This is a genomic window from Streptomyces sp. NPDC050703 (assembly GCF_040654435.1).
GTDB lineage: Bacteria > Actinomycetota > Actinomycetes > Streptomycetales > Streptomycetaceae > Streptomyces.
Genome location: NZ_JBFAHX010000011.1, coordinates 70,683 through 95,591, shown reverse-complemented (window position 1 = coordinate 95,591; position 24,909 = coordinate 70,683). Strand labels below are relative to the sequence as shown.

Annotated in this window: 18 protein-coding genes; 7 read left to right on the top strand and 11 right to left on the bottom strand. The window is 73.8% G+C overall.

The genetic code is table 11. The features are described 5' to 3' along the window. Positions 1-25: 25 nt before the first annotated feature. From AB0I16_RS13440 to AB0I16_RS13410, 7 genes are all read right to left on the bottom strand, one after another. Complete coding sequence (locus tag AB0I16_RS13440) at positions 26-1,633, bottom strand: MFS transporter (RefSeq protein ID WP_363249491.1); 1,608 nt, start codon at positions 1,631-1,633, stop codon at positions 26-28. Then, the gene (locus AB0I16_RS13435) at positions 1,633-2,325 is read right to left on the bottom strand and encodes an iron-containing redox enzyme family protein (protein WP_363249490.1); all 693 of its coding nucleotides are present in this window, start codon (positions 2,323-2,325) and stop codon (positions 1,633-1,635) included. The genes AB0I16_RS13440 and AB0I16_RS13435 overlap by 1 nt, the downstream gene beginning before the upstream one ends. Then, positions 2,322-3,473 (bottom strand): radical SAM protein, encoded by a 1,152-nt coding sequence (locus AB0I16_RS13430; RefSeq protein WP_363249489.1) that lies wholly within the window; start codon positions 3,471-3,473, stop codon positions 2,322-2,324. Before AB0I16_RS13430 ends, AB0I16_RS13435 begins: the two co-directional genes overlap by 4 nt. 164 nt (positions 3,474-3,637) lie before the next feature. Continuing rightward, positions 3,638-4,504: a metallophosphoesterase gene (locus AB0I16_RS13425; protein ID WP_363249567.1), complete on the bottom strand. Its 867-nt coding sequence runs from the start codon at positions 4,502-4,504 to the stop codon at positions 3,638-3,640. Positions 4,505-4,533: 29 nt separating this feature from the next. After that, positions 4,534-6,180, bottom strand: coding sequence for a ubiquinol-cytochrome c reductase cytochrome b subunit (locus AB0I16_RS13420; RefSeq protein ID WP_363249488.1), 1,647 nt, complete (start codon positions 6,178-6,180; stop codon positions 4,534-4,536). A 138-nt stretch (positions 6,181-6,318) separates the two neighbouring features. Next, on the bottom strand, positions 6,319-8,220 hold the full coding sequence (locus AB0I16_RS13415) for a GAF domain-containing protein (protein ID WP_363249487.1): 1,902 nt from the start codon (positions 8,218-8,220) through the stop codon (positions 6,319-6,321). Positions 8,221-8,325: 105 nt separating this feature from the next. Continuing rightward, positions 8,326-9,711, bottom strand: a complete 1,386-nt coding sequence (locus AB0I16_RS13410) for an MFS transporter (RefSeq protein ID WP_363249486.1) — start codon at positions 9,709-9,711, stop codon at positions 8,326-8,328. Between the two features lie 435 nt (positions 9,712-10,146). On the opposite strand from AB0I16_RS13410, the gene AB0I16_RS13405 reads away from it, so the two are divergent. After that, entirely contained in the window at positions 10,147-10,803 is a 657-nt protein-coding gene (locus AB0I16_RS13405; RefSeq protein ID WP_363249485.1) for a hydrolase, read from the top strand. 90 nt (positions 10,804-10,893) lie between these two features. On the opposite strand, the gene AB0I16_RS13400 is transcribed toward AB0I16_RS13405, so the two are convergent. Further along, complete coding sequence (locus AB0I16_RS13400) at positions 10,894-11,361, bottom strand: MarR family transcriptional regulator (RefSeq protein WP_363249484.1); 468 nt, start codon at positions 11,359-11,361, stop codon at positions 10,894-10,896. Between the two features lie 195 nt (positions 11,362-11,556). Here AB0I16_RS13400 and AB0I16_RS13395 point away from each other — a divergent pair, with 195 nt between their 5' ends. Then, positions 11,557-13,176, top strand: a complete 1,620-nt coding sequence (locus tag AB0I16_RS13395) for a GMC oxidoreductase (protein WP_363249483.1) — start codon at positions 11,557-11,559, stop codon at positions 13,174-13,176. A gap of 15 nt (positions 13,177-13,191) precedes the next feature. Here the strand turns inward: AB0I16_RS13395 and AB0I16_RS13390 are convergent, their stop codons facing one another. Both AB0I16_RS13390 and AB0I16_RS13385 read right to left on the bottom strand, forming a co-directional pair. Continuing rightward, positions 13,192-13,671, bottom strand: coding sequence for a carboxymuconolactone decarboxylase family protein (locus AB0I16_RS13390; protein ID WP_363249482.1), 480 nt, complete (start codon positions 13,669-13,671; stop codon positions 13,192-13,194). A 3-nt stretch (positions 13,672-13,674) separates the two neighbouring features. Then, positions 13,675-14,751 carry a dihydrodipicolinate reductase gene (locus AB0I16_RS13385; protein WP_363249481.1) on the bottom strand — a complete coding sequence of 359 codons (1,077 nt, stop codon included), beginning with the start codon at positions 14,749-14,751 and terminating at the stop codon, positions 13,675-13,677. A 98-nt stretch (positions 14,752-14,849) separates the two neighbouring features. On the opposite strand from AB0I16_RS13385, the gene AB0I16_RS13380 reads away from it, so the two are divergent. Next, positions 14,850-17,627: an AAA family ATPase gene (locus AB0I16_RS13380; protein WP_363249480.1), complete on the top strand. Its 2,778-nt coding sequence runs from the start codon at positions 14,850-14,852 to the stop codon at positions 17,625-17,627. An 836-nt stretch (positions 17,628-18,463) separates the two neighbouring features. Here AB0I16_RS13380 and AB0I16_RS13375 read toward each other — a convergent pair. Then, on the bottom strand, positions 18,464-19,267 hold the full coding sequence (locus tag AB0I16_RS13375) for a 3-hydroxybutyrate dehydrogenase (RefSeq protein WP_363249479.1): 804 nt from the start codon (positions 19,265-19,267) through the stop codon (positions 18,464-18,466). Between the two features lie 157 nt (positions 19,268-19,424). Between AB0I16_RS13375 and AB0I16_RS13370 the strand changes: the two genes are divergently transcribed. The 4 genes from AB0I16_RS13370 to AB0I16_RS13355 all read left to right on the top strand — a co-directional run bounded on the left by AB0I16_RS13370 (position 19,425) and on the right by AB0I16_RS13355 (position 24,909). Next, complete coding sequence (locus AB0I16_RS13370; RefSeq protein ID WP_363249478.1) at positions 19,425-20,207, top strand: Clp protease N-terminal domain-containing protein; 783 nt, start codon at positions 19,425-19,427, stop codon at positions 20,205-20,207. A gap of 164 nt (positions 20,208-20,371) precedes the next feature. Beyond that, positions 20,372-21,577 carry a radical SAM protein gene (locus AB0I16_RS13365; RefSeq protein WP_363249477.1) on the top strand — a complete coding sequence of 402 codons (1,206 nt, stop codon included), beginning with the start codon at positions 20,372-20,374 and terminating at the stop codon, positions 21,575-21,577. Positions 21,578-21,583: 6 nt separating this feature from the next. Then, positions 21,584-23,716 (top strand): DegT/DnrJ/EryC1/StrS family aminotransferase, encoded by a 2,133-nt coding sequence (locus AB0I16_RS13360; protein ID WP_363249476.1) that lies wholly within the window; start codon positions 21,584-21,586, stop codon positions 23,714-23,716. Then, the gene (locus AB0I16_RS13355) at positions 23,713-24,909 is read left to right on the top strand and encodes a hypothetical protein (RefSeq protein ID WP_363249475.1); all 1,197 of its coding nucleotides are present in this window, start codon (positions 23,713-23,715) and stop codon (positions 24,907-24,909) included. The genes AB0I16_RS13360 and AB0I16_RS13355 overlap by 4 nt, the downstream gene beginning before the upstream one ends.

Genomic DNA, 24,909 nt, shown 5'->3' with positions numbered 1-24,909 from the left:
CGGCCCTCTCTGCCCCGCGGGGCGGTCAGAACAGGACGCCCCCGATGATCGGTTCCACGCTGTGCGCCTCGACCTCGGGCGCCCGCTCCTGAATGCGGGCCTGTACGTCGATCAGGGTCCGCAGCTCCTCGTCGGACAGCTCCGACAGGGCCTCGCGCCGCCCGTCGGGCAGGTGGTCGACGGGGAAGCCGGCGTCGCGCAGCAGTTCCAGGTTCTCGGCCGGGGCCTTGTCCGGGGCCTTGTCCGGGGCCTTGTCCGAGCCCTTCTCCAGGTCCTTCGCCAGATCCTTCTCGGGGTCCGTCTCCGGGCCCGCCTCCCAGTCCGTCTCCGGGCCCGTCTCCGGGTCCTCGGCCTGTTCGCCGCCGTGCACCGCGCGTTCGTCACGCTCCACCTTCTGGCCCCTCCCGTAGATCCACACCACCACGCCCACGACGCAGAGCGCCGCTCCCGCCGTGCGGAAGACGAAGCCGACGCTGAACCAGCCCGCGAGCAGCGCGCCCAGGGGCGGTGCCGCGAGCTGGAGCAGGACGGGGAAGGCGTTCGCGGTGGACGTGACGCGGCCGATGAGTTCCTGCGGTGTCTCCCGGTGCAGCACGTAGGGGAAGACGACCATGATCCCGGCCGCCGCGAAGCCGATGCCGAACGCGACGGCCGTCCAGAGCGGGGCGAGGCCGTCGGCCCCCGCGCCGAGGCCGATGCCGATGCCGCCGACGAGCGCCCCCACGGTGACCTGCGCGAGGCCGAGGAGGACGAAGGGGCGTACCCGCGTGCCCCACTGGCTGATGGCCAGCGTGCCGAGCACGGCGCCGAGCCCGACGGCCGCGACCACGTACCCCAGGTCCCGTTCGCCGACGGCGAGTTCCCGCATGGCGAGCGGGGAGAGCGTGTCGAAGGCGAGGACGAGGAAGAGCGTCGCCGCCATGCTGCCGATCACGGCGATCAGCGCCGGCGTACGGACGATGAACGCCACGCCCTCGGCGGTCTCGGCCCACAGCCTGCCCCGCCCGCGCCGCTCGGCCGCCCGCCCCGCCTCCTCCTCGTCCGCGGTCCGCCGGGGCAGCCGCACGGCGCAGAGCAGCAGACCGGAGACGACGAACGTGGCGGCGTCCGCCACGAAGGCGGCACGCACTCCCCAGACGGCGACGACCAGACCGCTCAGCGCGGGGCCCGCCACCTTCGCCGCCTGGTTGGCGAAGACGGTCAGGGACATCGCGGAGAGCATGTCCCGCTCGGGCACCACCGACCGCAGGGTGCTCTGGTAGGCCGGGTTGAACACCGCCGAGAACGACACCTTGAGCACCACGAGGGTGAGCAGGGCCGGCAGCCCCGGTGCCGCGAGGTAGCCGAGCACCAGGGCGGCGCGCGCCACGTCGCAGCCGATCAGGACGGCCTTGCGGTCGCGTGCCCGGTCCGCGAGCGCGCCGGCGACGGGGGCGAGCAGCACCAGCGGCACGGCCGTCGCCACGCTGACGGCGGCGAGGGCGCCCGCGCCCTGGTCCCAGACGTAGGTCACCAGGACGATCAGGGCGAGGTAGTCGAGCCAGTCGCCCACGCAGGAGACCACCTGGCTCGCGAACAGGGTGCGGAAGCGCCGGTGCCGCAGCGCCGTGGCCATCGCGGGCGGCTTCGCCATCACAGGACCCCTTTCCGGAGGCCGTACGCGTCGACGAGCCCTTCGAAGACCCGCATCACGGACCGCACCGTGTGCAGCGCGGAACTGCTGACCGCGGCCGTCAGGCGCTCGCCCAGCGGGAGTGCGTCGAGGAGCGCGCGCAGCTCCGCGCCGTGGCCGACGTCGGCCGCCGCGTGCCGTGCGAGGGTGCGGAAGGCGCCGCGCGGATGGCCGGTGCGCGCGCTGAGCACGGCGGCGACGTCGGGGCGCGGCGGGCTGCCTTCGAGCACCGCCTGGTAGCCGAGGAGGCAGACGGGGTGGAGCCGGTGAATCCAGAAGTACTGCTCCCCGCAGAGCCCGGCGACCGCCGCGGGCGGCACGCCGCGCCATACCCGCGCGGGGTCGTGGCCGAGGGCGGCGAGATCCTCGCAGACCCAGGTGTCGTGGCCCGCCTCCTCCTCGATGTGCCGCTCCCAGTAGGGGATCAGCGCGGCGGCCACCGGGTCGCCGTCCCGGCGCGCCAGCTCGCCGCAGCGGGACACGGCGGTCTCCATGAGGGGTACGGACGCCCTGATGATCTGGTGGGTCAGGACGAGGAACTCCGGGTAGACGCGGGCGGGTTCGGGCGCCGTCCAGATCCGTTCGAGCGTGGCGCGCAGGCCGGGCACGAGCAGCCCGACGGCGGTCTCGACGCGCGTCCCCGCCCCGGTCACGCGACACCCCCGGCGCGGCCGGGCCCGGCGCCCGCGGTGTGCCCGGGTGCGCCGAGGCGGGCGAGGTCGCGGTAGCCGTCGACGCCGTGCCCGGCGAGGAAGCCGTCCGCCCCGCCCCGCTCGACGAGCCCGCCGATCTCGCGTTCGAGGACGCGGGCGCCCGCGTGCCGCAGCCGGGCACGGGCCGCGCGGGCCGCGTCGGGGGTGCCGAGCGCGCCCACGCACGTACCGCAGTACCCGGCGTCCCCCTGGCCGGAGGGACCGGCGCCCCCGGGTGCGGCGGCCAGGGCGCCGGCGAGGTGGACCGGGCCGAGGGTCCTGATGCCGCGCAGCAGCGGGCGTCCGAGGAGGCGGCGGCGGATCGTCGGCCAGTCGTCGTCGGCGACGTGGCCGAGGCGGAGATGGCCGGGGAGCCGTCCGCCGAGGCCGTCGACGACGTTCTGGTTGCAGCAGGCGACGACCGTCCCGTCGAAGGCGACGACGGGCCAGGCCGCCATCGCGCAGGGCGCGGCGCCGTGCGGCACGGCGGCGGGGCCCGCGTCCGGCAGCCATGCGGCGGCCCGGCCCGCGGGACGCACCCGGGCCACCAGGATCGGCACCCGGTCGTCGAGGGCGCGGCGGATGTCCCCGGTGGCCTCGGCCAGGTAGGGGTCGTCGGGGCCGCGCCCGGTGAGCTGCACGCTGACGTCCTTGCCCGCCTCGTGGAGCGCGCGCAGGACGTCGAGGACGCGGGCGCGCGGCACCTCGGCCTCGTGGAAGACGTCGAGGCTGGCCGAGACGTGGTCGACGGCGGCGAGGGCGTCCGCGACCGGCGGCGGGACTCGGCCGCCGCCCGCCGCGTCGCGCGCGAAGAACATGCCGGTCTGGAGCTGGGTGCGGACGCCCGCCGCGCGTGCCGTCCCGGCGAGCGTCTCGACCAGGCGCGGCCTGAGCAGCGGTTCACCGCCGGTGAGCAGCAGGAAGTCGGGGCGGTCGGCGGGGCGGAAGGTCTCGGCGAAGGCGGTGAGCGGTGCCGCGTCGAGCTGTTCGGAGTCCGTCGCGGAGGCGGTGGAGCAGTGCGCGCAGGACAGCGGGCACCGCCGGGTCAGCGTCATGAGGAGCGCGGCGGCGGGCCGGGGGCGCGCCGCGAGCAGGTCGAGCAGGTGCATGGGGTCCGCCTCCTCCCGGGGGCCGGCCGCCGGGCCGGCGGCCCGGCCGGACGCGGCGTCCTGCCCCGAGCTTCACGGACGCGGCTTGTCCACCGGTATGTCCGCGCTTGCGGAACCCTTGCACGCGGCCGGGCCCATGCGGCCCGGCCCGGTCCCCCGCGCCGCTACCGCGGCTCCCGTTCCTCCCCCTCGGGCACCGGCAGGATCTGCCGCAGGTGCGGGTCGGGGTGGAAGCCCCTGCGCCACTCGCGGGGGTAGCCGATTGACGCCTCCACGTGGCGCACCCCGTCGTGCCAGGTGGTGCGGGGGATGTGCAGGTGGCCGTAGACGACGGCCGCCGCGTCGTACTTCACGGGCCAGTCCGCGCTCAGTTCGGTGCCGCACCACAGGGCGAACTCGGGGTAGCGCAGGATGCGGGTGGGTTCGCGCACCAGCGGCCAGTGGTTGACGAGGATCGTCGGCAGGCCCGGCGTCCGCTCGGCGAGCCGCTCCTCGGTGAGCTTGACCCGCGCGCGGGACCAGTCGTCGCGGGTGGCGTGGGGGTCGGGGTGCAGGAAGTACTCGTCGGTGCAGACGACGCCCGCCTCGTGGGCCGCCGCGAGGGCCGCCTCCTTGGTGGTGGTCCCCTGGGGGCGGAAGGAGTAGTCGTAGAGCAGGAACAGCGGGGCGACGGTGACCGGGCCGCCCGCGCCGCGCCACACCGGGTAGGGGTCCTCGGGGGTCAGCACGCCCATGGACCGGCAGAGCGCGACGAGGTGTTCGTACCGTGCCTCGCCGCGCAGTTGGACCGGGTCGTCCTTGGGGGTCCACAGCTCGTGGTTGCCGGGCGCCCACACCACCTGGGCGAACCGCCCGGCGAGCGTGCGCAGCGCCCACTCGATGTCGGCCATGCGCTCGGCGACGTCTCCGGCGACGATCAGCCAGTCCTGGTCGGTCGTCGGCCGGATCGTCTCGACGTACTTCCTGTTCTCCGCGTAGGCCACGTGCAGGTCGCTGACCGCCAACAGCTTCGGAGTGCTCTCGGATGCCATCACCGTGCGAGGCTAACCGAGTCGCCGCCTCAGTGGTGATCGCCCTCCCCCCGGTGGATCGCCAGGTACTCCTGCGGGGTGGCCTTGGCCACCTGCGCCTTGGGCCCGTACATGGCGCGGGAGAGGCGGGAGCGCAGCCGCAGCGAGCGGGGGACCTTGCGGGCCACTCCGTTGGCGTCGACCAGCGGGCCGATCTCCAGGGGCGTGTGCTGTTCATGGGCGGTCAGCCGGTACAACTCGCCCTGCGGCAGCGGCTCGTGCACCTCCACGTACTCGCCGTGCGGGAGCCGCTTGACGGTGCCGCTCTCGCGGCCGTGCAGCACCTTGTCGCGGTCCCTGTGCTGGAGGCCCAGGCAGATGCGGTGGGTGACGAGGTAGGCGACGACGGGGACGACGAAGAAGCCGATCCGCACGAACCAGGTGATGACGTTGATGGAGAGGTGGAAGTGCGTGGCCCACAGGTCGTTGCCGCCGCCGATCATCAGCACGGCGAACAGCGACAGCCAGGCGACGCCGAGCCCGGTGCGCACGGGGGCGTTGCGCGGCCGGTCGAGGATGTGGTGCTCCCGTTTGTCGCCCTTCACCCAGGCCTCGATGAACGGGTAGGCGCCGATCGCGGCGAGGATGAGCGGGAAGAGCATGAAGGGGATGAAGACGCCCGGTTCGAGGGTGTGCCCCCAGGCGTTGATCTCCCAGCTCGGCATCACGCGGATCAGTCCCTCGGAGAAGCCCAGGTACCAGTCGGGCTGGGCGCCGGTGGAGACGTGGTCGGGGCGGTAGGGGCCGATCGCCCAGACGGGGTTGATGGAGGCGACCGCGCCCATGATCGCGAGCACGCCGAAGACGAGGAAGAAGAAGCCGCCGGCCTTGGCGATGTAGACGGGCAGGAACGGCGCTCCCACCACGTTCTTCTCGGTCTTGCCGGGACCGGCGAACTGGGTGTGCTTGTGGTAGAAGACCAGGATCAGGTGGGCGACGACGAGCCCGAGCATGATGCCGGGCAGCAGCAGGATGTGGATGGGGTAGAGCCGCGCGATGATGTCGTTCCCCGGGAACTCCCCGCCGAACAGGAAGAACGACAGGTACGTGCCGACGACGGGGAGGGAGAGGATGGCGCCCTGCGCGAAGCGGATGCCGGTGCCGGACAGCATGTCGTCGGGCAGGGAGTAGCCGGTCAGGCCGGTGATGATGCCGAGGAACAGCAGCGTCCAGCCGAACAGCCAGTTGACCTCGCGGGGCTTGCGGAACGCGCCGGTGAAGAACACCCGCATCATGTGCGCGAGCATGGCGGCGACGAAGACGAGCGCCGCCCAGTGGTGGATCTGCCGGATCAGCAGGCCGCCGCGCACCTCCATGCTGATCTCGACCGTGGACTCGTACGCCCGGGAGACCTGGAGGCCCTTGAGCGGGACGTAGGGGCCGTCGTAGGTGACCTCGGCCATGCTGGGCTCGAAGAAGAGCGTCAGATAGGTGCCGGTGAGGATCAGGATCAGGAAGCTGTAGAGGCAGATCTCGCCGAACATGAACGACCAGTGGTCGGGGAAGATCTTGCGCATCTGGGTCTTGGCGAGCGTGTGGATGCCGAGGCGCCCGTCCGCCCAGCCGGCGACGCGCTCCCCCCGCCCCGGGGGCGCCGGTCGTCCACGTGATCCGGTTCGCTCGATGCTTCCGCTCATGCGACTCCCTTTCAGGCGCTACCAGCGTAGGTCGCATGTATGACGGTTCCAACAGGTCCGGATGTGACAACCGGCGGGCGGAACGGGCGGTTTCGGGTACGGATGGGCCGCGGGTCCCGCGCCGGCCCGCACCGCCGCTCACCGGGCCGGAGTGAGCCGGTGCAGTCGGAGGGCGAGCTGGATCTCCAGGGTGCGGGCCGGGCTGTTCCAGTCGGGGCCGAGGAGCCTGGCCACGCGCTCAAGGCGTTGCACGACGGTGTTGACGTGGACGTGGAGGGCGGTCTTGGCGCGGGTGAGGCTGCGGTCCTCGGCGAAGTACGCCTCCAGGGTGCGGGTCAGCTCCGTACCGCGTTCGGCGTCGTAGTCGAGGACCGGGCCGAGCGTCGCGCGGACGTAGCCGCCGAGGTCGGCGCTCTCGCCGATGAGCAGCCCGACGAAGCCTAGGTCGGCGAGGGCAGCGCCGTGCCCGGTGTGGCCGAGGGTGCGCAGCGCGGAGAGGCAGCGCAGGGCCTCGGCGTGCGCGGCGGGCAGTCCGGCGGGCTCGGCGGGGCCCGCCGCACCGACCGTGACGGGGGCGCCGACGGCCCGGCCCAGCTCGGTGGCGAGCGCCCTGGCCCGGGCGCCGGGGGCCTCGGTGGGCGTCACGACGACCACGTCCTCGTGGTGGAGCCCGGCGAGGCCGCTGTGCGCGCGGGCGGTGCGGTGGGCGGCGGCGAGGAGCCGCTGCCGCGAGGCGCTTTCGGTGTGGGCGACGAACACCGCGTGCGGGGCGGTGAGTCCGACGCCGAGGCGGCGGGCGCGGCTCGCCAGGCCGACCGGGTCGCCGGTGGTGGAGAGCAGGTCGCCCAGGAGTTCGCCGCGCACCCGGTCCTCGGCCTCGGCCACGGAGCGGCGCAGCAGCAGGAGCAGCGCGGCGACGACGCTCGCCCGCTCGAAGAGGCGCCGGTCGGCGTCGGCGAGTTCGGCGCGTCCCGTCAGGGCGATGCTGCCGAGGAGTTCGGGTCCCGCGAGGACCGCGCAGACCCAGGTGCCGTCCTGCGGGACCGCGCGTCCGCTGGCCCGTGACGCGGCGACGGCGGCCGCGGGCGGGGGCAGCGGTCCGGTGCCGGTGCGGGCCAGTTCGGTGCCGTCCGCGTCGTGGATGAGGACGCCGCCGTCGAGGAGGGCGGCGATGCCGTCGGCCACGTCGTCCGCGTCGCCGCCGCGCAGCACGAGGTCGGTGAGCTGGTCGTGGGCCTGTTCGGCGCGCCGCATGGCCTGGCTGTGGGCGCGGATGGTCTCGGTGGCGGCGTTGAGGTCGACGAGCGCGGCCCTGGTCTCCTCCAGGAGGCGGGCCCCGTCGATGGCGATGGCGGCGTGGTCGGCGAGCGAGGAGAGCAGCACGATCTCCTCGGTGGCGAACTCGCGGGCGGCGCGGTCGGCGGCGTAGAGCACTCCGATCACCCGGGCGCCGAGCCGCAGCGGCACCCCGAGGATCGCCCGCAGCCCCTCCTGTCCGACGGCGCTGTCGATGGCGTCGGTGTGGTGGAAGCGGGGGTCGGCCTGGTAGTCGCCGGTGACGTAGGGGCGGGCGGTCTGGGCGACGAGGCCGCCGAGCCCCTCGCCCATGCCGAGCCTGAGCTGCTGGAAGGCGGCGGCCACGCTGCCGTCGGTGACCCGCATGTAGGTGTCGCCGGCCGCCTCGTCGTTCAGCGAGAGGTAGGTGACGTCGGTGCCGAGGAGCAGTTTGGCGCGGCGCACGATGGCGCGCAGGACGGCGTCGGGGTCGCGCAGCGCGGCCAGGTCGCTCGCGGTGTCGAAGAGCGCGGTGAGTTCGGCCTCGCGGCGGCGGTGCGCGCCGAGGGTGCGGTGGACGCGGAGCGCCACGTCGGTGGCCTCGTCGAGCGCGGCGAGGTCGTCGGCGCCCGCGCCCGCCTCGCGGGCCAGGGCGGCGGGGCGGGCGAAGTCCTCGGCGGGGGCGCCCCGGTCGAGCAGGTCGAGCAGGCCGCGCAGCCCTGACCCGAGGTCGGTGTGGCCGGCGTCCTTGGTGGTGGGGAGCATGGGGCGATGGTCTCCCGGCGGGGTGGGTGCGGTCGATGGCCTGCCCCGAGAAGCCCGCGAGGGCGGAGCGGGGGGCAGGCCACGGCGGTGCCGTCGGCGGGCGGGTCAGCCGCCGAGCGGTACGGAACCCTCGCGCCGGGGCGCGGGCAGCGGGGCGGTGCCGCCCGTCTCGTCCGCGGCGAGGTCGCGCCCCCTCGTCTCGCGGGCGAGCTTCACGGTGACGGCGGTGACGACGGCCGCGAAGGACATGTAGAGGGCGACGGGCAGCGCGGAGCCGTAGTCCTTGAGCAGTTCCACGGCGATGATCGGGGCCAGGGCGCCGCCGACGATGGAGGCGAGCTGGGAGCCCATCGAGGCGCCGGAGTAGCGGACCTTGGTGTCGAACAGCTCGGAGATGAACGCGGCCTGCGGCCCGTACATCGCGCCGTGGAGGAGCAGTCCGACGGTGACCGCGAGCGCGATGACGGGGAACGACTCCGTGTCGAGCAGCGCGAAGAAGGCGAAGGCCCACAGCGCCATCCCGACCGCCCCGATCAGGGTGACCGGGCGGCGGCCGAGGCGGTCGGAGAGTGCGCCCCAGAGCGGGATGGTGACGAAGTGCACCGCGGACCCGATGAGCACGGCGTTGAGCGCGTCGCTCTTGGGGAGTTCCAGGTGCACGGTGACGTAGACGAGGACGAAGGCCGTGAGGATGTAGTACGAGATGTTCTCGCCGAACCGGGTGCCGATGGCGGTGAGCACCTCGCGCCAGCTCTTGCGGAACACCTCGACCACCGGCGGCTTCTCGGCGGCCCCGGCCGCGGCGGCGGCCTCCGCCTCCCGCTGCGCCTTGAGGAAGACCGGCGACTCGGTGACGGAGATGCGGATCCACAGGCCGACCATCACGAGGAGCCCGGAGAGCAGGAAGGGTACGCGCCAGCCCCAGGCGAGGAAGGCCGCGTCGGACTGGACCGCGGCGAGCAGCGCGAGCACGCCGGTGGCGAGGAGGTTGCCGCCGGGCGCCCCGGCCTGCGGCCAGGAGGCCCAGAAGCCGCGGCGCGCGTCGCCGCCGTGCTCGGAGACCAGGAGCACCGCGCCGCCCCATTCGCCGCCGAGGGCGAAGCCCTGCACGAGGCGGAGCACGGTCAGCAGGACGGGGGCGCCGGCGCCGATGCTCGCGTGGGTGGGGAGGAGTCCCATCGCGAAGGTGGCGCCGCCCATCATCAGCAGGCTGATCACCAGGAGCTTCTTGCGCCCCACCCGGTCGCCGTAGTGCCCGAAGACGACGCCGCCGAGGGGCCTCGCCGCGAAGCCGACCGCGTAGGTGAGGAAGGAGAGCAGTGTGCCGACCAGGGGGTCGCTCGACGGGAAGAAGAGGGTGTTGAAGACCAGTGCCGCGGCCGAGCCGTAGAGGAAGAAGTCGTACCACTCGATGGTGGTGCCGACGAGGGAGGCGGCGACGATGCGCTTGATGCTGTTCGGTGCTGGTGGAGCGGTTGCGGGCGACGACATCGGCACCACTTCCTGGGTGATCCGCGGGGACGGTTGCGTGTCGCCAACCGTAGGAATCCGCGGTGGGGGCGCACATGTGGCGGGGCGACACAGTTCGACGGCCGGTTATGCGTGCGGCCACCATGCCGGCCGTGCCTCCGCCTCCCGCCCGGAGCCCGGTGGGCCGCGCGGTGGCGGCCCGGGGTCCGCAACTCCGGTCCCCCGCGGCCCGGTTGCGCGTGGCGGCTTCCGATGTCCGCGTTCGGGCGGCTCGCGCGAGCACCCGCGGCCGAGCATGGTTGACGCATCAATCAGCCGCCTCTAGCGTAGATGACGCGTCAACCACTTGGTGCGTGGCCGCCGGCCCGGCCATCCCGTATCCGCCCCGCTCGGGGCGTCGGGGTGCCGGTGCGCCGCCGGAGCCCCGCGGACGCGAAGTGCCCGAAGGGGAATTCTGTGAGTACTGGGGACAAGACCGGACTCGGCGCGCTGCTGACGCCCGAGGAGAGCGTGCTCGCCCTCATCGACCACCAGCCGTTCCAGTTCGCCAACCTGCACAGCCACGAACCGACGATGGTCGTCAACAACACCGTCGGACTCGCCGAGGCCGCCAAGGTGTTCGACGTCCCGACCATTCTGACCACCGTCCTGGAGGAGCGCGGCGGCCTGATCCTCCCGGCCCTGCAGGAGGTGTTCCCGGAGCAGAAGCCGATCAACAGGACCTTCATCAACACCTGGCAGGACGAGCGCGTGGTGGACGCCGTCAGGGCGACGGGACGCAGGAAGCTGATCCTCGCCGGCCTCTGGACGGAGATCTGCGTGGCCATGCCGGCGATACAGGCGGCCGGAGAGGGCTTCGAGGTCTTCGTCGTCACCGACGCCTCGGGCGGCGTGTCGAAGGAGGCGCACGACATGGCGGTGCGGCGCATGGTCCAGGCCGGCGTCGTCCCGATCACCTGGATGGCCGTGCTGGGCGAGTGGCAGCGCGACTGGGCCCGCGAGAAGACCGTGGCGGGCCTCGCCGAGGTCCAGGCGCGGCACGGCGGCGCCAGCGGTGTCGCCTTCGCCTGGGAGACGCAGCTCCTGGCCACGCCTGCCGGGAACGCGGCCTGACCCCGCCGCCGGGGCGGCCCGCCCGGCCGTCCCGGCGGAGTCCGCGCGGCGCGGCGCCTCGCGTGCCGCGCGGACACGCCGGGGTTCCGCTCAGTCCGGCTGCTTCTCCATGTGGTCCAGGACGCGGCGGGAGAGCCGGCCGAGCGTGTCGAGCTGGTGCGGGGTGAGGGCGTCGACGAAGAGGCGGCGGACGTGCTCGACGTGCTGCGGCGCGGCCTCCTCGATCGCCTCGTAACCGGCCGGGGTGGCGACGATGAACGCTCCGCGTCCGTCGTCGGGGCACTCCTCCCTGGCCACGAGCCCGCGCTTCGCCATCCGTGTGACCTGGTGGGACATCCGGCTCTTCTCCCACTCCACGCGCTTGGCGAGATCCAGGAAGCGCATCCGCCCGTCGCCCCTCTCGGTGAGGCTGACGAGCACCACGTAGTCGGCCGCCGACAAGCCGGAGTCGGCCTGGACGCGTCGGGACAGCCGTCCGATCAGTTTCTCCTGCATGCGGATGAAGCTGTCCCAGGCGGCTTTCTGCTCCGGGTCGAGCCAGCGCGGCTGTGCGTCCATGACGGCAGTCTAACGAGATCGTTGACAGCTCATCCACCGGCGGAACCGACGGTACGGCCCTCTCCGCGACCGCCCTTCCCGACACCCCCGGTGCGACCGGACATTCGGACACAAGTTACTTTTTGGTACGCCGTGACTTCCCACGGGCTCCGCAGTAGAACTCGTTGCCATTCAGCCGCGAGTGAAGAGGGTCACATGAACGCAACAGCCGCGCACAACGCAGCTCCTGATGGCTTATCACGTCGCAGATTCCTCGCTGGAACCGGTTCCGCTCTCGGTGCCGTCGCGCTCTCCGCACGGGCCTACCCGGCGCGTGCCCTCGACGCCGCCGCACGCGTCCCCGCGCTGGTGATCGGCACCGGGTACGGCGGCTCCGTCGCCGCCCTGCGGCTCGCCGAGGCCGGCGTCGACGTGCACATGGTCGAGATGGGCATGTCCTGGGACACCCCCGGCTCCGACGGCAAGGTCTTCGCCAACACCACCCGTCCCGACGAGCGTTCCTACTGGCTGCGCACCAGGACCAAGCAGCCCCTGAGCAACTTCCTCGGCTTCCCGCTCGACAAGGACGTCCCCCGGCACACCGGCATCCTGGACGCCGAGGAGTTCGGCGGGATCACCGTCTACCAGGGCCGGGGCGTGGGCGGCGGCTCACTGGTCAACGGCGGCATGGCCGTGACGCCGAGGCGCGAGAACTTCGCCGCCGTGCTGCCGACCGTCGACGCGGGCGAGATGTACGGGACCTACTACCCGCGGGCCAACGCGGGCCTCGGGGCCGCCACCGTCGACCCGGACTGGTTCGAGACGGCCGAGTGCTACCAGTACGCCCGGGTCGGCCGCAAGCACGCCGAGCGCTCGGGCTTCCCCTTCGTCTTCGTGCCCGACGTCTACGACTGGGACTACATGGAGCGGGAACAGGCGGGCACCGCCACCAGGTCGGCGCTGGCCGGAGAGATCCTCTACGGCAACAACCACGGCAAGAAGTCCCTGCAGCAGACCTACCTCGCCCGCGCGCGGGCGACGGGGCGGGTCACCATCGCCCCGCTGCACCGGGTCACCTCGGTGGCCCCGGCCGCGGGCGGCGGCTACACCGTCACCATGGACCGGCTCGACACCGCCGGTGACACCGTCGCCACCAAGGAGATGACGGCCGACAAGGTGTTCTTCGCCGCGGGCAGCGTCGGTACCAGCAAGCTCCTGGTGAAGCTGAGGGCGACCGGCGCGCTGTCACGGCTCGACGGCGACGTGGGCGCGGGCTGGGGCGACAACGGCAACGTCATGTGCGGGCGCGCCAACCACCTGTGGGACCCGACCGGCGCCCTCCAGTCGGCCATCCCCACCGCCGGCATCGACAACTGGGCCCGGGGCGGCGCGTTCGCCGAGGTGGCGCCGCTGCCCACCGGCATCGAGACGTTTGCCTCGTTCTACCTGTCGATCACGAAGAACCCGCACCGCGCCCGCTTCACCTGGAACGCGGCGGCGGGCAGGGCGGAGCTGAACTGGCAGACCGCCTGGAAGCAGCCGTCGATCGACGCCGCCAAGACGATCTTCGACAGGATCAACGCCAAGGAGGGCACGATCTACCGCACCGACCTCTTCGGCACCCACAAGATCTGGGGCGACCACCTCACCTACCATCCGCTCGGCGGCGCGGTCCTCGGCAAGGTGACGGACGACTACGGGCGCCTGAAGGGGTATACGGGGCTCTACGTCATCGACGGCGCCCTCATCCCCGGCAACACCAGCGTCAATCCGTTCGTCACCATCACCGCGCTCGCCGAACGCAACATCGAGAAGATCATCGACACGGACCTGTGAGCCGGCGGGCCCCGCTCACGGCTGGGGCAGCACGCACGCGGTGTCGATGCCGAGCACATGGTTGAGCCGGCCGAACGCCAGCCACGACCCGATGCTCATGCTCAGCTCCACGATCTCCGCCTGGCCGTAGTGCGCGGTCATCCGCGCCCAGAACTCCTCGTCGAGACCGTGGTGGTCCAGGGCGTACCGCTCGGCGTACTCCGCGGCCAGCCTCGTGCGGTCGTCGAAGGCGTCGGTGGTGCGCCACCGGGTGACGGCGTCGGCGAAGCCCTCCTCGACCTTCCGCCCGTCCCGTTCGGTGCGCCAGTCGAGGCAGAAGGCGCAGCCGTTGATCTGCGCCACGCGCAGCCGCGCCGCCTCGAACTCGCGCAGGCCGAGGGTGGTGTGGGCGTACACGGCCAGGGAGAAGTCCGACGCGGCCCGCCCTATGCCGGGGACCATCTCGCCCCACACGTAGGCGATGGCGTCCTGTCCCTCGGGGATGTCGATGTGCATGGGTCACTTCCTTCCGAGCCTGCCGGCTGCCGGGCGCAGCGGGACGTCGAGCGCGTCGTAGAGGCCGGGGCGGGCGTCCACCAGCCAGTCGACGGCGTTCACCAGACGGCCGGCGGCGGTGGCGTTGCCGCCCGCCGAGCGGTTCTCGTCCTCGTCGGCGGCCTCGACCGTGACCTCGATGCGGGGACGGCCCTCGATGATCACCCGGTGGGCGCCGTCGCCGCCGCCGGGCGGCGTGGGCCAGTCCGGCGCGCAGGAGGCGTGGACGCGGGTGACGTGCTCGATGACGATGCGGGGCGCGCCGTCCACGAGGCCGCGCACCTCGAAGCGGACCGCGCCCTGGGTGCCCGCGGCGAACTCCCCCATGGCGCGCGTGCGCACCGTCGCGTCGAGGGCGCGCCGGTCGACGCTCTCGCCGATCCCGTCGAGCGCGACGCCGAGCGCCCTGGCCATCAGCCGTATCTGGCCGCCCCACACCATCGTGGGGACCGAGGGCGCGAGCATCGGCGGCTCGTACTCCATCGGATGCCCCATGCCGATCAGATGGCGTACGGACTCCTCCTGGTCGTACGTGGTGTAGTCGAAGATCTCCTGGCAGCGGACGGCGTCCACGGTCGAGCCGAGGCCGCTGACCAGCAGCGGCAGCACGTCGTTGCCCCACCCCGGGTCCACCCCGGAGGCGAACAGGGAGCCGCCGCCGTCGGCGACGGCCGCAAGGACCGGGTCGCGGAACTCCGGCGGGGCGCCGCGCCAGTCGTAGAGCGGGTACAGCGAGGGCGTCACGACGACGGCGCCCGCCCGTACCGCGCGCACCACGTCGGCGAGCGCGCCGTCGGGGCGCAGATCGCCGGAGGCCGCGTACACCACGGCGCGCGGCCCTGCCGCGAGCACCGCGTCGACGTCGCCGGTGGCGGCGACGCCCAACGGCCGCCCCAGGCCCGCCAGTTCTCCCGCGTCCCGGCCCGCCTTCGCCGGGTCGTGCACCAGTACGGCCGTGAGCTTCAGCGCGGGATGGGCCTCGACGGCACGCACGGCCGCGCGGCCCACGTTTCCGGTGCCCCAGACCACCGTGGGAATCATGCGCGGAGGGTAGCGGGGGGCGCCGGCGGTTGACAGAGGCGTGAACCGACGAGTCCCGTGCCCCTTCCGAAGTCACCTGCCGCCGGTACGCTGAACGCATGCTCCTGGGGCGTTCCTCGGAATGCGCACGTCTTCTCGCTCTCATCGACAAGGCACGCGGGGGCGAGAGCGGTGCCCTGCTCATCCGCGGCGAGGCCGGGATCGGCAAGACGAGCCTCATCTCCTACGTCGCGGACCAGGCCGACGACCTGCTGCGGCTCGGCACCCGCGGCGTCGAGGTCGAGTCCGACCTGCCCTACGTGGGCCTCGCGGACCTGCTCAGGCCCGTGCTGCACTTCCTCGACCGCATCCCCGAGCGCCAGGCCGCCGCGCTCACCGGGGCGCTCGCGCTCGGGCCCGCCGTCGCCCAGGACCGCTTCGCGGTGGCCGCGGGCACGCTCAGCCTGCTCGGCGCCATCGCCGAGGAGGGCCCGGTCCTCGTCACCGTCGACGACGCGCAGTGGCTCGACCCGTACTCCCTGGACGCGCTCGCCTTCGCCACCCGCAGGCTCGGCCGCGAGGGCGTCGTCGTGCTGTTCACCACGCGCGACGAACTGGAGGAGCCCGCGTCCCGGCTCGCGTCCATCGAGACGATGACCCTCGGCGGCCTCGACGCCGACTCCGCGCACCGCCTCATCGCCGAGGAGGGCACCGCCGAGCTCACCGACCGCGAGGCGGCACGGCTGCTCGCCGAGGCCCGCGGCAACCCCTTGGCGCTGATCGAACTGCCCGCCCTGCTCGCCGGGAGCGGCGCGGACGGCGACGACGTCGAGGCCCCGCTGCCCATCGGCGAACTCCTCGCCCACACCTTCGGCAGCGCGGTGGCCAGGCTGCCCCAGGAGGCGCAGGACGCGATGCTGCTGCTCGCGGTGCTCGGCACCCGGCCGCTCGCGGGTACCGAGGCGGCGCTGCGGGCCCACGACCTCAGCTACGAGTCCCTGGAGGCCGCCGAGGCCGCGGGCCTGGTCGTGGAGGAGCGGGACGGGTACGCCTTCCGGCACCCGCTGGTCCGCTCGGCGGTCTACCACGGCGCCACCCCGGTGCGCAGGCGCCGGGCCCACCACGCCATCGCCCGCTCCCTCCAGGGCGCCACCGCACCGGCCCTTGAGCAGTACGCCTGGCATCTGGCCGCCTCGGGCGCCGAGCCCGACGAGCACGTGGCCTCCCTCCTGGAGAACGCCGCGTCGGGCGCCCCCGACACCCTGGCCTACCCCCTGGCCTCCCGGCTGTACGAGCGGGCCGCGCGGTTCACCCCCGAGGGGCAGCGCAGGGCGGAGCGGCTGCTGTGCGCGGCCCGCGCGTCCCAGGCCGCCGGATCGCTGAACGAGGCCGCCGCGATCCTGGACCGCGCCCTTGAGCACGCCGAACAGCTCGGCACCCGGCTCGACATCCGCCAGCTGCGCTGCTATCTGGACGTGCAGCGCGGCCGGCCGACGCGCTCCCGTGAACTGCTCAGGTCGGCGGTGGACGAGGCGGAGAAGGTCGACCCCGCGCTCGCCGCCGTCATGATGGGCGGCATCGCGCTCACCGAACTGGCCGTCGGCGACCTCACCGCGGCCCAGCGCACCTCCGAGGCGGCCATGGAGCTGGCCGACACCGCCCACCGGACGCTGCTGCCGGTGCGGCTCCTGCGCACCCTGGTGCTGCTGCTCGGCGGTGACGCCGAGGCGGGCCGCACGCTCCTGCGCGAGCTGGCCCAGCCGCTGGCCTCCCCGGACCCCGCCTTCCCCTATCCGCTCTCCGGCGTGGGCGGGCTCTGCCACCTGGCGGCCGAGGAACTCGACGAGGCGCACGGCCTGCTCGACCGCGCCGCGTACACGGCCCGCGGCTCCAGCGCCGTGGGGCTGCTCTCGCACCTGCTGTGCACGCTGTCCGTGGTGGAGTTCTGGCGGGGCCGCTGGAGCTCCTCGCTCGCGCACGCCGACGAGGCGGTGCGCCTGGCCGAGGCCACCGGCAGGCTCATCGAGGTGCCGCGCGGCCTCGCGGGCCTCGCCAGGACGGAGGCCGCGCTCAACCGCGAGGAGGACTGCCGCAAGCACGCGGCGCAGACCATGGAGTGGGCCGCCGCCACCGAACTGCCCATGGACGCGGCCCGCGCCCGCGGCGCGCTCGGCCTGCTCGAACTCGGCCTCGGCCGCTTCGAGGAGGCGGTGCACCGCCTTGAGGAGGTGCGCGCCTTCTCCCGTACGCACGGCCGCGGCGACGGCCTCTACCTGACCTGGGCGGCGGACCTCGCGGACGCCTACGTCCATCTGCACAGGACCGCCGAGGCCCGCGAGGTCCTGGACGTCCTGGAGTACGAGGGCTCCCGCGGCCACCGGCCGGTCACCGCGGGGGCGGCGGCGCGCTGCCGGGGGCTGCTCGAACCGAACGACCCCGAGAACGCCTCGCGGCACATGCGGCGTTCCCTCGCACTGCTCGCCGAGCGTCCCGTGCCCTTCGAGCGGGCGCGGACCGAGTTCGCGTGGGGCGAGCAACTGCGCAGGCAGGGCAGGCGCAGCGAGGCCCGCCCCCTCCTTGAGCGGGCCCACGCCGCGTTCGAGCGGCTCGGTGCCTCCGGCTGGGCGGCGCGGGTGGCCGCCGAGCTGCACGCGGCGGGCGGCACCGAGGTCCGTCCCGAACGTGCCCCGCTGGAGCGCCTGACCCCGCAGGAGATGCAGGTCGCCCTGGTGGTGGGCCGGGGGCTCACCAACCACGAGGTGGCGGAGCGGCTGTTCCTCAGCGTCAAGACGGTCGAGTTCCACCTGAGCAACATCTACCGCAAGCTCGACGGGGTGCACCGCCGCGCCCAGTTGGTGCGGCTGCTGGCTCGGGCCTCGGAGGTGTCGGCGGTCTAGAGAAGGCGGCAGGGCCCGCTCCGGGACGGCCGTGGCACCGCCGGGCTTGACGGGCACCTGCGTCCGGGCCACCGGCCTGGGCCCGTCGGGGACTGCCCCGGTGACCTCGTCGCCGCGGTGTGCGGGCAGGCCGTGCGGGAACAGCGCGCCGGGGCGGCGCCTCGTGAACCCGTCGACGCGGCGGGGCCGGGACCGTTCGCCGGGCACGGCGGCAGTGCTCGGGCGGGCCCCGGGCCGGGGAGGCCCCGGTCCTGCCGGTGCTGCCGGTGCTGCCGGTGCTGCCGTTCCTGCACCAGGGCGTAGGCGGCCCGGTCCTCGACCGGACCACCCGGGTCGAACTGTTCCAGCTCCGGGCCCGCCGCGCGCCGGCGTCCGGCCACCCGCAGCCGCACGGGCAGCAGCGGCGTGCGCCCGGTCCTGGAGACGTCCCGTTCCCGAGCGGGGGTGCCTCCGGGCACCCCCGTCCCCCGCCCTCGCGACGGTCGCTCCCCCGTCCGCGGGTGGCCCGTCCGTGCGTACACCCCCGTAGTACGTCCGGTCACCGGTTTCCTTCCCCCCTGCCGGTGTTCCCAGGTCCGCCCGCGGCTCCGCGACCGTGGCTCCACCTTGGCCCCGCACGGGGGCGCGGGCGACCGTGAAAACCCTGGGGTGTGGGGGCGGTCGCCGGGGCCGGCGCGCGCGCCCCGCGGGCCGTCGGGGGCAGGTGGGACACGGCCCTGGGGGAGCGCACCGCGTGAGCGGGCCGTTCCGCGGTGGTTCGGCCCTTCAACCATCGCGGCGGGCGGCCGGACCCAGGGTTTCCCATGGGCGGCCGGGCGAGGTCGTGGCACGGGCGTTCAGCTCGCGCCCCAGCCGCCGTCGACCGGAATCGAGGCGCCCGTGAGGTAGCCGGTGTGCGGCCCGCAGAGCCAGAGGGCGACGGCGGCGACCTCGGCGGGTTCGATGAGCCGCTTGATCGCGGACCGCTCCAGGAGGACGTCGGTCACCACGTCCTCCGGCGCGATGCCGTGCACGGCGGCCTGCCGGGCGATCTGCCCCTCGACCAGCGGGGTACGCACATAGCCGGGGTTGACGCAGTTGCAGGTCACCCCGTGCGGGGCGGCTTCCAGGGCGGCCACCTTGCTCAGCCCCTCCAGGCCGTGCTTGGCGGCGACGTACGCGGACTTGTAGGGGCTGGCCCGCAGCCCGTGGACGCTGGAGATGTTCACCACGCGGCCCCAGCCCTGCCCGTACATGTGCGGCAGGCAGTGCCGGAGGAGCAGGAAGGGCGCGGTGACCATCAGGCGCTGGATCAGCTCGAAGCGGGCGGGCGGGAACTCCTCGACGGGGGCGACGTACTGCGTGCCCGCGCTGTTGACCAGGACGTCGACGGCCGCGGGCAGGGCGGAGAGTGCGTCGGCGTCGGTGAGGTCCACGGCGTGCGGCACCCCGCCCACCGCGTCGGCGACGGCCTTGGCCGCCTCGGCGTCGATGTCGGCGACGTGGACCAGGGCGCCCGCCGCGGCGAACGCCTCGGCGCACGCCCGTCCGATCCCGCTGCCGCCCCCGGTCACCAGGGCGGACCGTCCGGCGAGTGCCACGCCATCGGTGGGCGGGGGTGCGGGGCGCGCGGCCGGAATCCCGGGGTGTTCGCTCGTCATGCCCGGAACGCTAGAGAGGCGGCGGGGGGATCTCCCATGGTCCCGGGCACCACAGTGAGGGGCGCGGAGGTGTGGGTGAGCACCGCTGCCGAGCAGCGCCCGGAGAAGTGGCAACCGGCGGTTGACACTCGCCCAACTGTCAACCTACGGTTGCCACATGACGCTTCCCGAAGGCTCCACGCCTCCCCAAGACAGCGCGTCGCAGGCTCCGCGGGCCACCCAGGCCCAGCCGACCGTCCGGCTCGACGACCTCATCGACGCCATCAAGAAGGTCCACTCCGACGCCCTCGACCAGCTCTCCGACGCGGTCATCGCCGCCGACCACCTCGGCGACGTGGCCGACCACCTCATCGGCCACTTCGTCGACCAGGCGCGCCGCTCGGGCGCCTCCTGGACCGACATCGGCCGCAGCATGGGCGTCACCCGGCAGGCCGCCCAGAAGCGGTTCGTGCCGAAGAAGCCGGGCGAGACCTCCGACCTCGACCCCAGCCAGGGCTTCGGCCGCTTCACGCCCCGGGCCAGGAACGCCGTGATGGCCGCGCACAACGAGGCGAAGGCCGCCGAGCACGACGAGATCCGCACCGCCCACCTGCTCCTCGGGCTGCTCACCGAGCCGGAGGGCCTGGCCGTCAAGGCGCTCACCGCGCAGGGCGTCTCCACGGAGGACGTCCGCCGGGCCGCCACGGACGCCCTGCCCGCGACCTCCGCCGAGGTCCCCGAACTCATCCCGTACGACGCGGACACCCGCAAGGTGCTGGAGCTGACGTTCCGTGAGGCCCTGCGCCTCGGCCACCACCACGTCGGCACGGAGCACATCCTGCTGGCCCTGGTCGAGTACGAGGACGGCGCGGGGCCGCTCACCGGCCTCGGCGTCGACAAGGCGGATCTCGCGGCCTCGATCGCCGAGTTCCTGCGGAACGCGGGAGCGCCTTCCGCGTAGGCGCGCGTCACGATCTTCTCGGCGGCGGCGACAAGGCGGCGGACGCAATTCCGCCGCCTTGTCGCCGCGTTGTCTAGACCCATTGACAGCCCTCAGGGCGCTCCCTAATGTCGCAAGCACCGCTCGAACGACGTCAACGCACATCGATCATGCGTGGGGGGTTCGTGGACAGCACAGCTGGCGCCGGCGACATGGGAATGGCGGCCCCCCAGAACCGGGAAGGTCTCCCGATCGTCAGTCTGGACCAGGCGCACTCACCCCAGAAGGTCCTCGCACACGGCGAATTGCTGCGGCGCTTCGTGGCGGACCAGGAGATCAAACCGGTCCACATGCGGATCGGCATCATGGGCGCCTGCAATATGCGCTGCAATTTCTGCAACTTCCACTCCCCGAACGAGGAGCAGTTCTACGACCTGTTCTCGTTCAAGGACTCGATCGCCACCGACAAGGCCGTCACGCTGCTCCGCGAGTTCGCCGAGAACGACGGCCGCGCCGTGACCTTCTGCGGCAGCGGCGAGTGCACCATCCACCCCGGCTACACGGACATCTGCCGCGCCGGGCACGCGGCGGGCCTGCGCATCGGTCTCATCACCAACGGCTCCCGGCTCGGCCGCCCGAAGACGGCCGACTGCGTCGCCGAGACCCACACCTGGGTCCGCATCGGCCTGAACGCGGGCACCGAGGCGACCTTCGACGACATCACCCGCGACCGCGAGCAGACGTTCTCGCGGTTCATCGGCTCGGTCGGCAGGCTGCGGGAGAGCGCCGTCGACCCCGACTTCCGCATCGGCTTCAACTACGTCATCACGCTGCAGAATTACCGGGAGATCATCGAGGCCGCCCATATCGCCCGTGATTCCGGCGCCCATTACGTGCGTTTCGAGCCGGAGTTCTACAGCGCTCTCGGCCACGACACCATCGAATCCGTGATGCCGGAGATCAGCGATTCCCTCACCCGGGCCGCGGCGCTCGCCACGGACGCCTTCGAGGTGTCGGTGCCCAAACTCGACCGCGGCCCGATGGATCAGGTCGATGAGGTGGAGGGCGACTTCGAGCGCTGCCACTACAGCCGTTTCGTCACGGCGGTCGGCGCCGACGGAAACCTCTACCCGTGCCCACAGGTCCACCTCAACAGCCGCTATCTGATCGGCAATGTCATCGAAAAGGGTTACGCGGACGTGCTCGACGGCGGTCCGCGGGCCGCGTGGGAAGCCTCCAACCCACGCAGGACCGATCTCTGCAAATCGTGCTTCTACCGCCCCCAGAACGAACTCCTCGAACTCCTCAAGCGCGGCCAGATCAAACTCGACGAGGCATTGGACGCCTACGCCCTCGAAGTGCCGAGCACCCTGCACGGCGACTTCGTCTGAGCGCGCATGCAGTCACGCCACCTGCGCCGGCTCCTCGCCGCCGAGCCCGCTCTGCGTTCCCCCGCCGCCGAGGACGCCGCCGAGGACGCCGCCGACCGGGCCGCGCGCGTGCGGCGGCTGCGCTCCGTCGTGGAGCGGCTCGCCCGCGTCGAGCGGGCCCCGCTGACCATCACGGAGGCCACCGCGTCGGCCCGCGACGGCCTGCACCGCGAGAACCTGCTGCTCGCATCGCCTCCGCGCGGCACCTTCCACGGCACGCTCCTCGCCCCGCGCGACGTCGCCCACGGCCCCGCCGTCCTGGTCCTCGGCGGCAAGAACGCCCGCCTGGACCAGCTGACCGGCGACGTCCCGCCGGACCACCCCGACCGCAACGTCGCCGAGCAACTGGCACACGCGGGCTTCGTCACCCTCTCCATCGACCACGGCATCGGCGGCGGCCTCGACGACGAGCGCAGGGCGGGACGCGACGAGGGGACGCTGCTCGCCCACGCCTTCGCCCTCACCGGACGCTCCCTGCTCGGCGCCCTGACCGGCGACGCCCTGGCCGCCCTCGACCTCCTCGCGGGGCATCCGCTCGTCGACCCCGGGCGCGTGGGCCTGTTCGGCCACAGCCTCGGCGCGGCGGTCGCCCTGCACACCGCCCTGCTCACCGATGACAGGACCGTCCCGCTCTGCGCGGCGAGCCACCTCGGCGGCTACCCCGCCCTCTTCGCCCGGCTCCTGACCGGCCACGAAGGCGCCGTACTCCCCGGCATCCTGGAGTACGCGGACCTCCCCGACCTCTACGCCGCGCTGGCCCCCGCCCCGCTGCAACTCCAGTACGGCACGGCCGATCCCTACCTCGACCCCGTCGACGCGGACGCCGCCGCCGGCCTGGTCCGCCGCGCGTACGCGGCGGCCGGCGCCGCTCCCGACGTGCACGCGCTGCCCATGGGGCACGGCACCCACGTGGGCCACGCGACGGAGTTCTTCGACCGCGTCCTGAAGGGCCCGCCCGCTCCGCCGTGCGACGTCCCCGCCCAGCGCGTCCGCTTCGAGGTGTCGCAGCGGCGCGCCGTGCTCGACCGGGTCGACTCGGCGCTCGCCACCGGCCTGCTCACCCAGGGCCCGCAGGTGGCCCGCTTCGAGGAACTGGCGCGGACCTGGACCGGGACGGGGACCGCCGCCGTGGCGTCGGGTTCGGCGGCCCTGGAGATCGCCCTGCGGATCGTCGGCGTGGCGGGCCGCACGGTGCTCGTACCGGTCAACACGTTCTTCGCCACGGCGGCTGCCGCCGTGCGCGCCGGGGCCTCCGTGCGCTTCGTCGACATCGAACTCACCGGCCTCGGCATGGACCCGGCCGCCCTGCGCGACGCCCTCGACCGCTGCCCCGACACGGCCGCCGTGCTCCCGGTGCACATCGGCGGCATCGTCGCGCCCGGCCTCACCGAGGTCGTCGCGCTCTGCCACGCGCGCTCGGTCCCCGTCGTGGAGGACGCCGCGCACGCCTTCGGCGCCACGCTCGACGGGCGCCCCGCGGGCGGCTTCGGCCGCTTCGGGGCCTTCTCCTTCTTCCCCACCAAGGTCGCCGTCAGCGGCGAGGGCGGGCTGCTGTCCGCCGCGCTCGCGGACGACCTGGAGGAGGTGCGGCGCTGGCGCGACCACGGCAAGCGCGCGCCGGGGGCCACGCTGCACGACCGCCCCGGCTCCAACTGGCGGCTGAGCGAACTGCACGCCGCCGTGGGCACCGTCGACCTGGAGCGCTTCGGCCACACCCTGGCGGCCCGGCGGGAACGGGGCGCCCGCTACGACGCGCTGCTCGCCGGTGTACCCGGCGTCCGCCCGCACGCCCTGCCCCCCGGAGCGGGCGGCAACTACTACAAGTACCTCGCGTACGTGGACCCGGAGGGCCCGCTGGACCGGGCGGAGCTGAAGCGGCGGCTGCGGGAGCGGCACGGCGTGTCGCTGGCCGGTGAGGTCTACGACCACCTGCTCTGCGACCACCCCTACTTCGCCGCCGGGGCACCGGCGTCCGCCCGTGAACCGTACGAGCGTGGCCGCTGGTTCGCCCGCCACCACATCGCCCTGCCGCTCTACCCGTCCCTCACGGAGGCCGAGCAGGTACGGGTGGTCGACGCGCTGCGCGACGAGTTGTCGTGACGGCGCACACCACGGGCCCCGTCGTCGTGCACGCCTTCCGCGGGGGCGAGTGGCGGACGTCCCCGGACACCGCCGCGCTGCCGGGACCGCGCGGCGCGCCGTACGGTCTGGCGCTGGTGCCCGAGATCGTCGTCCACGCCGACCGCCGCGGCTGGGACGCGACGCGCGGCGGACTGCCCCCGCTCACCGGCCGCCGCGAACTGCTGTGCCGGGCGGTCGAGTTGTTCGACCGCGGCACCGTCACGGTCGGCGGGCTCGGCGCGCAGGGCCCGGAGGACTTCCGCACCGCCCTGTGGGAGACGGCCGGCCTCCCGGGACCGCTGGTGGACCGCTGGTGCGGGATGCTCGGGGACGGCCTGCTCAAGCGGGGGGAGCCGGCCGCCGACGACGCGCTCGCCCTCGTCGCGCTGCCGGGCAACACCTTCACCTGCCTGGACTCCGTGCTCGACCAGGCCGAACGCTCGGCGGGCGTCTGGGTGCGCCCGAGCCGCCGCGAGCCGCTCTCCGCCGCCCGGCTCGTCGCCTCCCTCCTCGCGGCGGGCTGGCCCGCGCCCCGCATCGGCCTGTACCCGGGCGACCAGCACACCCTGCACGGCCTGGTGAAACGCACCGACCGCCAGATCGTCTACGGCGGCGCGGGCCTCGCCGCGTCCGTGCGCCGCTCCCCCGCGCTCACCCTGCACGGCCCCGGCCGCGGCTGCGCGCTGGTGCCCGAGGGGATGCCGGTCGACGAGGCCGTGGCGTGGCTGCTGCCGCTCGTCGCGGCCGACTCGGGACGGTTCTGCAGCAACGTACGCACGGTCCTGAGCATGGACGGCGGCGTGGCCGGTGCGCGGAGCGCGGCCCTGGCGTCCGCGCTCGCCGCCGCGCTCGACGCCGTGGCCGCCGACCCGACGGGCCCCGCCTGGCCGCTCACCGTCTTCCGGGAGCCGGAGGCCGCACACCGGGCCCTGCGCTCGGTCCACGAGCGGATGCGCCCCGGCGACCGGCTCCTCACCCGCCGCCCCGCGGTCACCGAGATCGACGGGGCCCCGTGCGTCCTGCCCCGCCTCGTGCTGCCGGCCGACGGCGACGGGCACCCGCTGCTCGGTCACGAGGTGCCCTTCCCCTTCGCCGCCGTGCTCACCGCCACGCCCGACACCGTGCGGGCCGTCACCGCCGACTCCCTGTTCGTGTACCGCCCAGCGAAGTGA

Bases quoted from the DNA above. Each gene is read 5' to 3' on its own strand.
- AB0I16_RS13440 (WP_363249491.1), bottom strand. From the start codon at position 1,633: ATGGCGAAGCCGCCCGCGATGGCCACGGCGCTGCGGCACCGGCGCTTC.
- AB0I16_RS13430 (WP_363249489.1), bottom strand. From the start codon at position 3,473: ATGCACCTGCTCGACCTGCTCGCGGCGCGCCCCCGGCCCGCCGCCGCG.
- AB0I16_RS13425 (WP_363249567.1), bottom strand. From the start codon at position 4,504: ATGGCATCCGAGAGCACTCCGAAGCTGTTGGCGGTCAGCGACCTGCAC.
- AB0I16_RS13420 (WP_363249488.1), bottom strand. From the start codon at position 6,180: ATGAGCGGAAGCATCGAGCGAACCGGATCACGTGGACGACCGGCGCCC.
- AB0I16_RS13415 (WP_363249487.1), bottom strand. From the start codon at position 8,220: ATGCTCCCCACCACCAAGGACGCCGGCCACACCGACCTCGGGTCAGGG.
- AB0I16_RS13410 (WP_363249486.1), bottom strand. From the start codon at position 9,711: ATGTCGTCGCCCGCAACCGCTCCACCAGCACCGAACAGCATCAAGCGC.
- AB0I16_RS13400 (WP_363249484.1), bottom strand. From the start codon at position 11,361: ATGGACGCACAGCCGCGCTGGCTCGACCCGGAGCAGAAAGCCGCCTGG.
- AB0I16_RS13395 (WP_363249483.1), top strand. From the start codon at position 11,557: ATGAACGCAACAGCCGCGCACAACGCAGCTCCTGATGGCTTATCACGT.
- AB0I16_RS13390 (WP_363249482.1), bottom strand. From the start codon at position 13,671: ATGCACATCGACATCCCCGAGGGACAGGACGCCATCGCCTACGTGTGG.
- AB0I16_RS13385 (WP_363249481.1), bottom strand. From the start codon at position 14,751: ATGATTCCCACGGTGGTCTGGGGCACCGGAAACGTGGGCCGCGCGGCC.
- AB0I16_RS13380 (WP_363249480.1), top strand. From the start codon at position 14,850: ATGCTCCTGGGGCGTTCCTCGGAATGCGCACGTCTTCTCGCTCTCATC.
- AB0I16_RS13375 (WP_363249479.1), bottom strand. From the start codon at position 19,267: ATGACGAGCGAACACCCCGGGATTCCGGCCGCGCGCCCCGCACCCCCG.
- AB0I16_RS13370 (WP_363249478.1), top strand. From the start codon at position 19,425: ATGACGCTTCCCGAAGGCTCCACGCCTCCCCAAGACAGCGCGTCGCAG.
- AB0I16_RS13360 (WP_363249476.1), top strand. From the start codon at position 21,584: ATGCAGTCACGCCACCTGCGCCGGCTCCTCGCCGCCGAGCCCGCTCTG.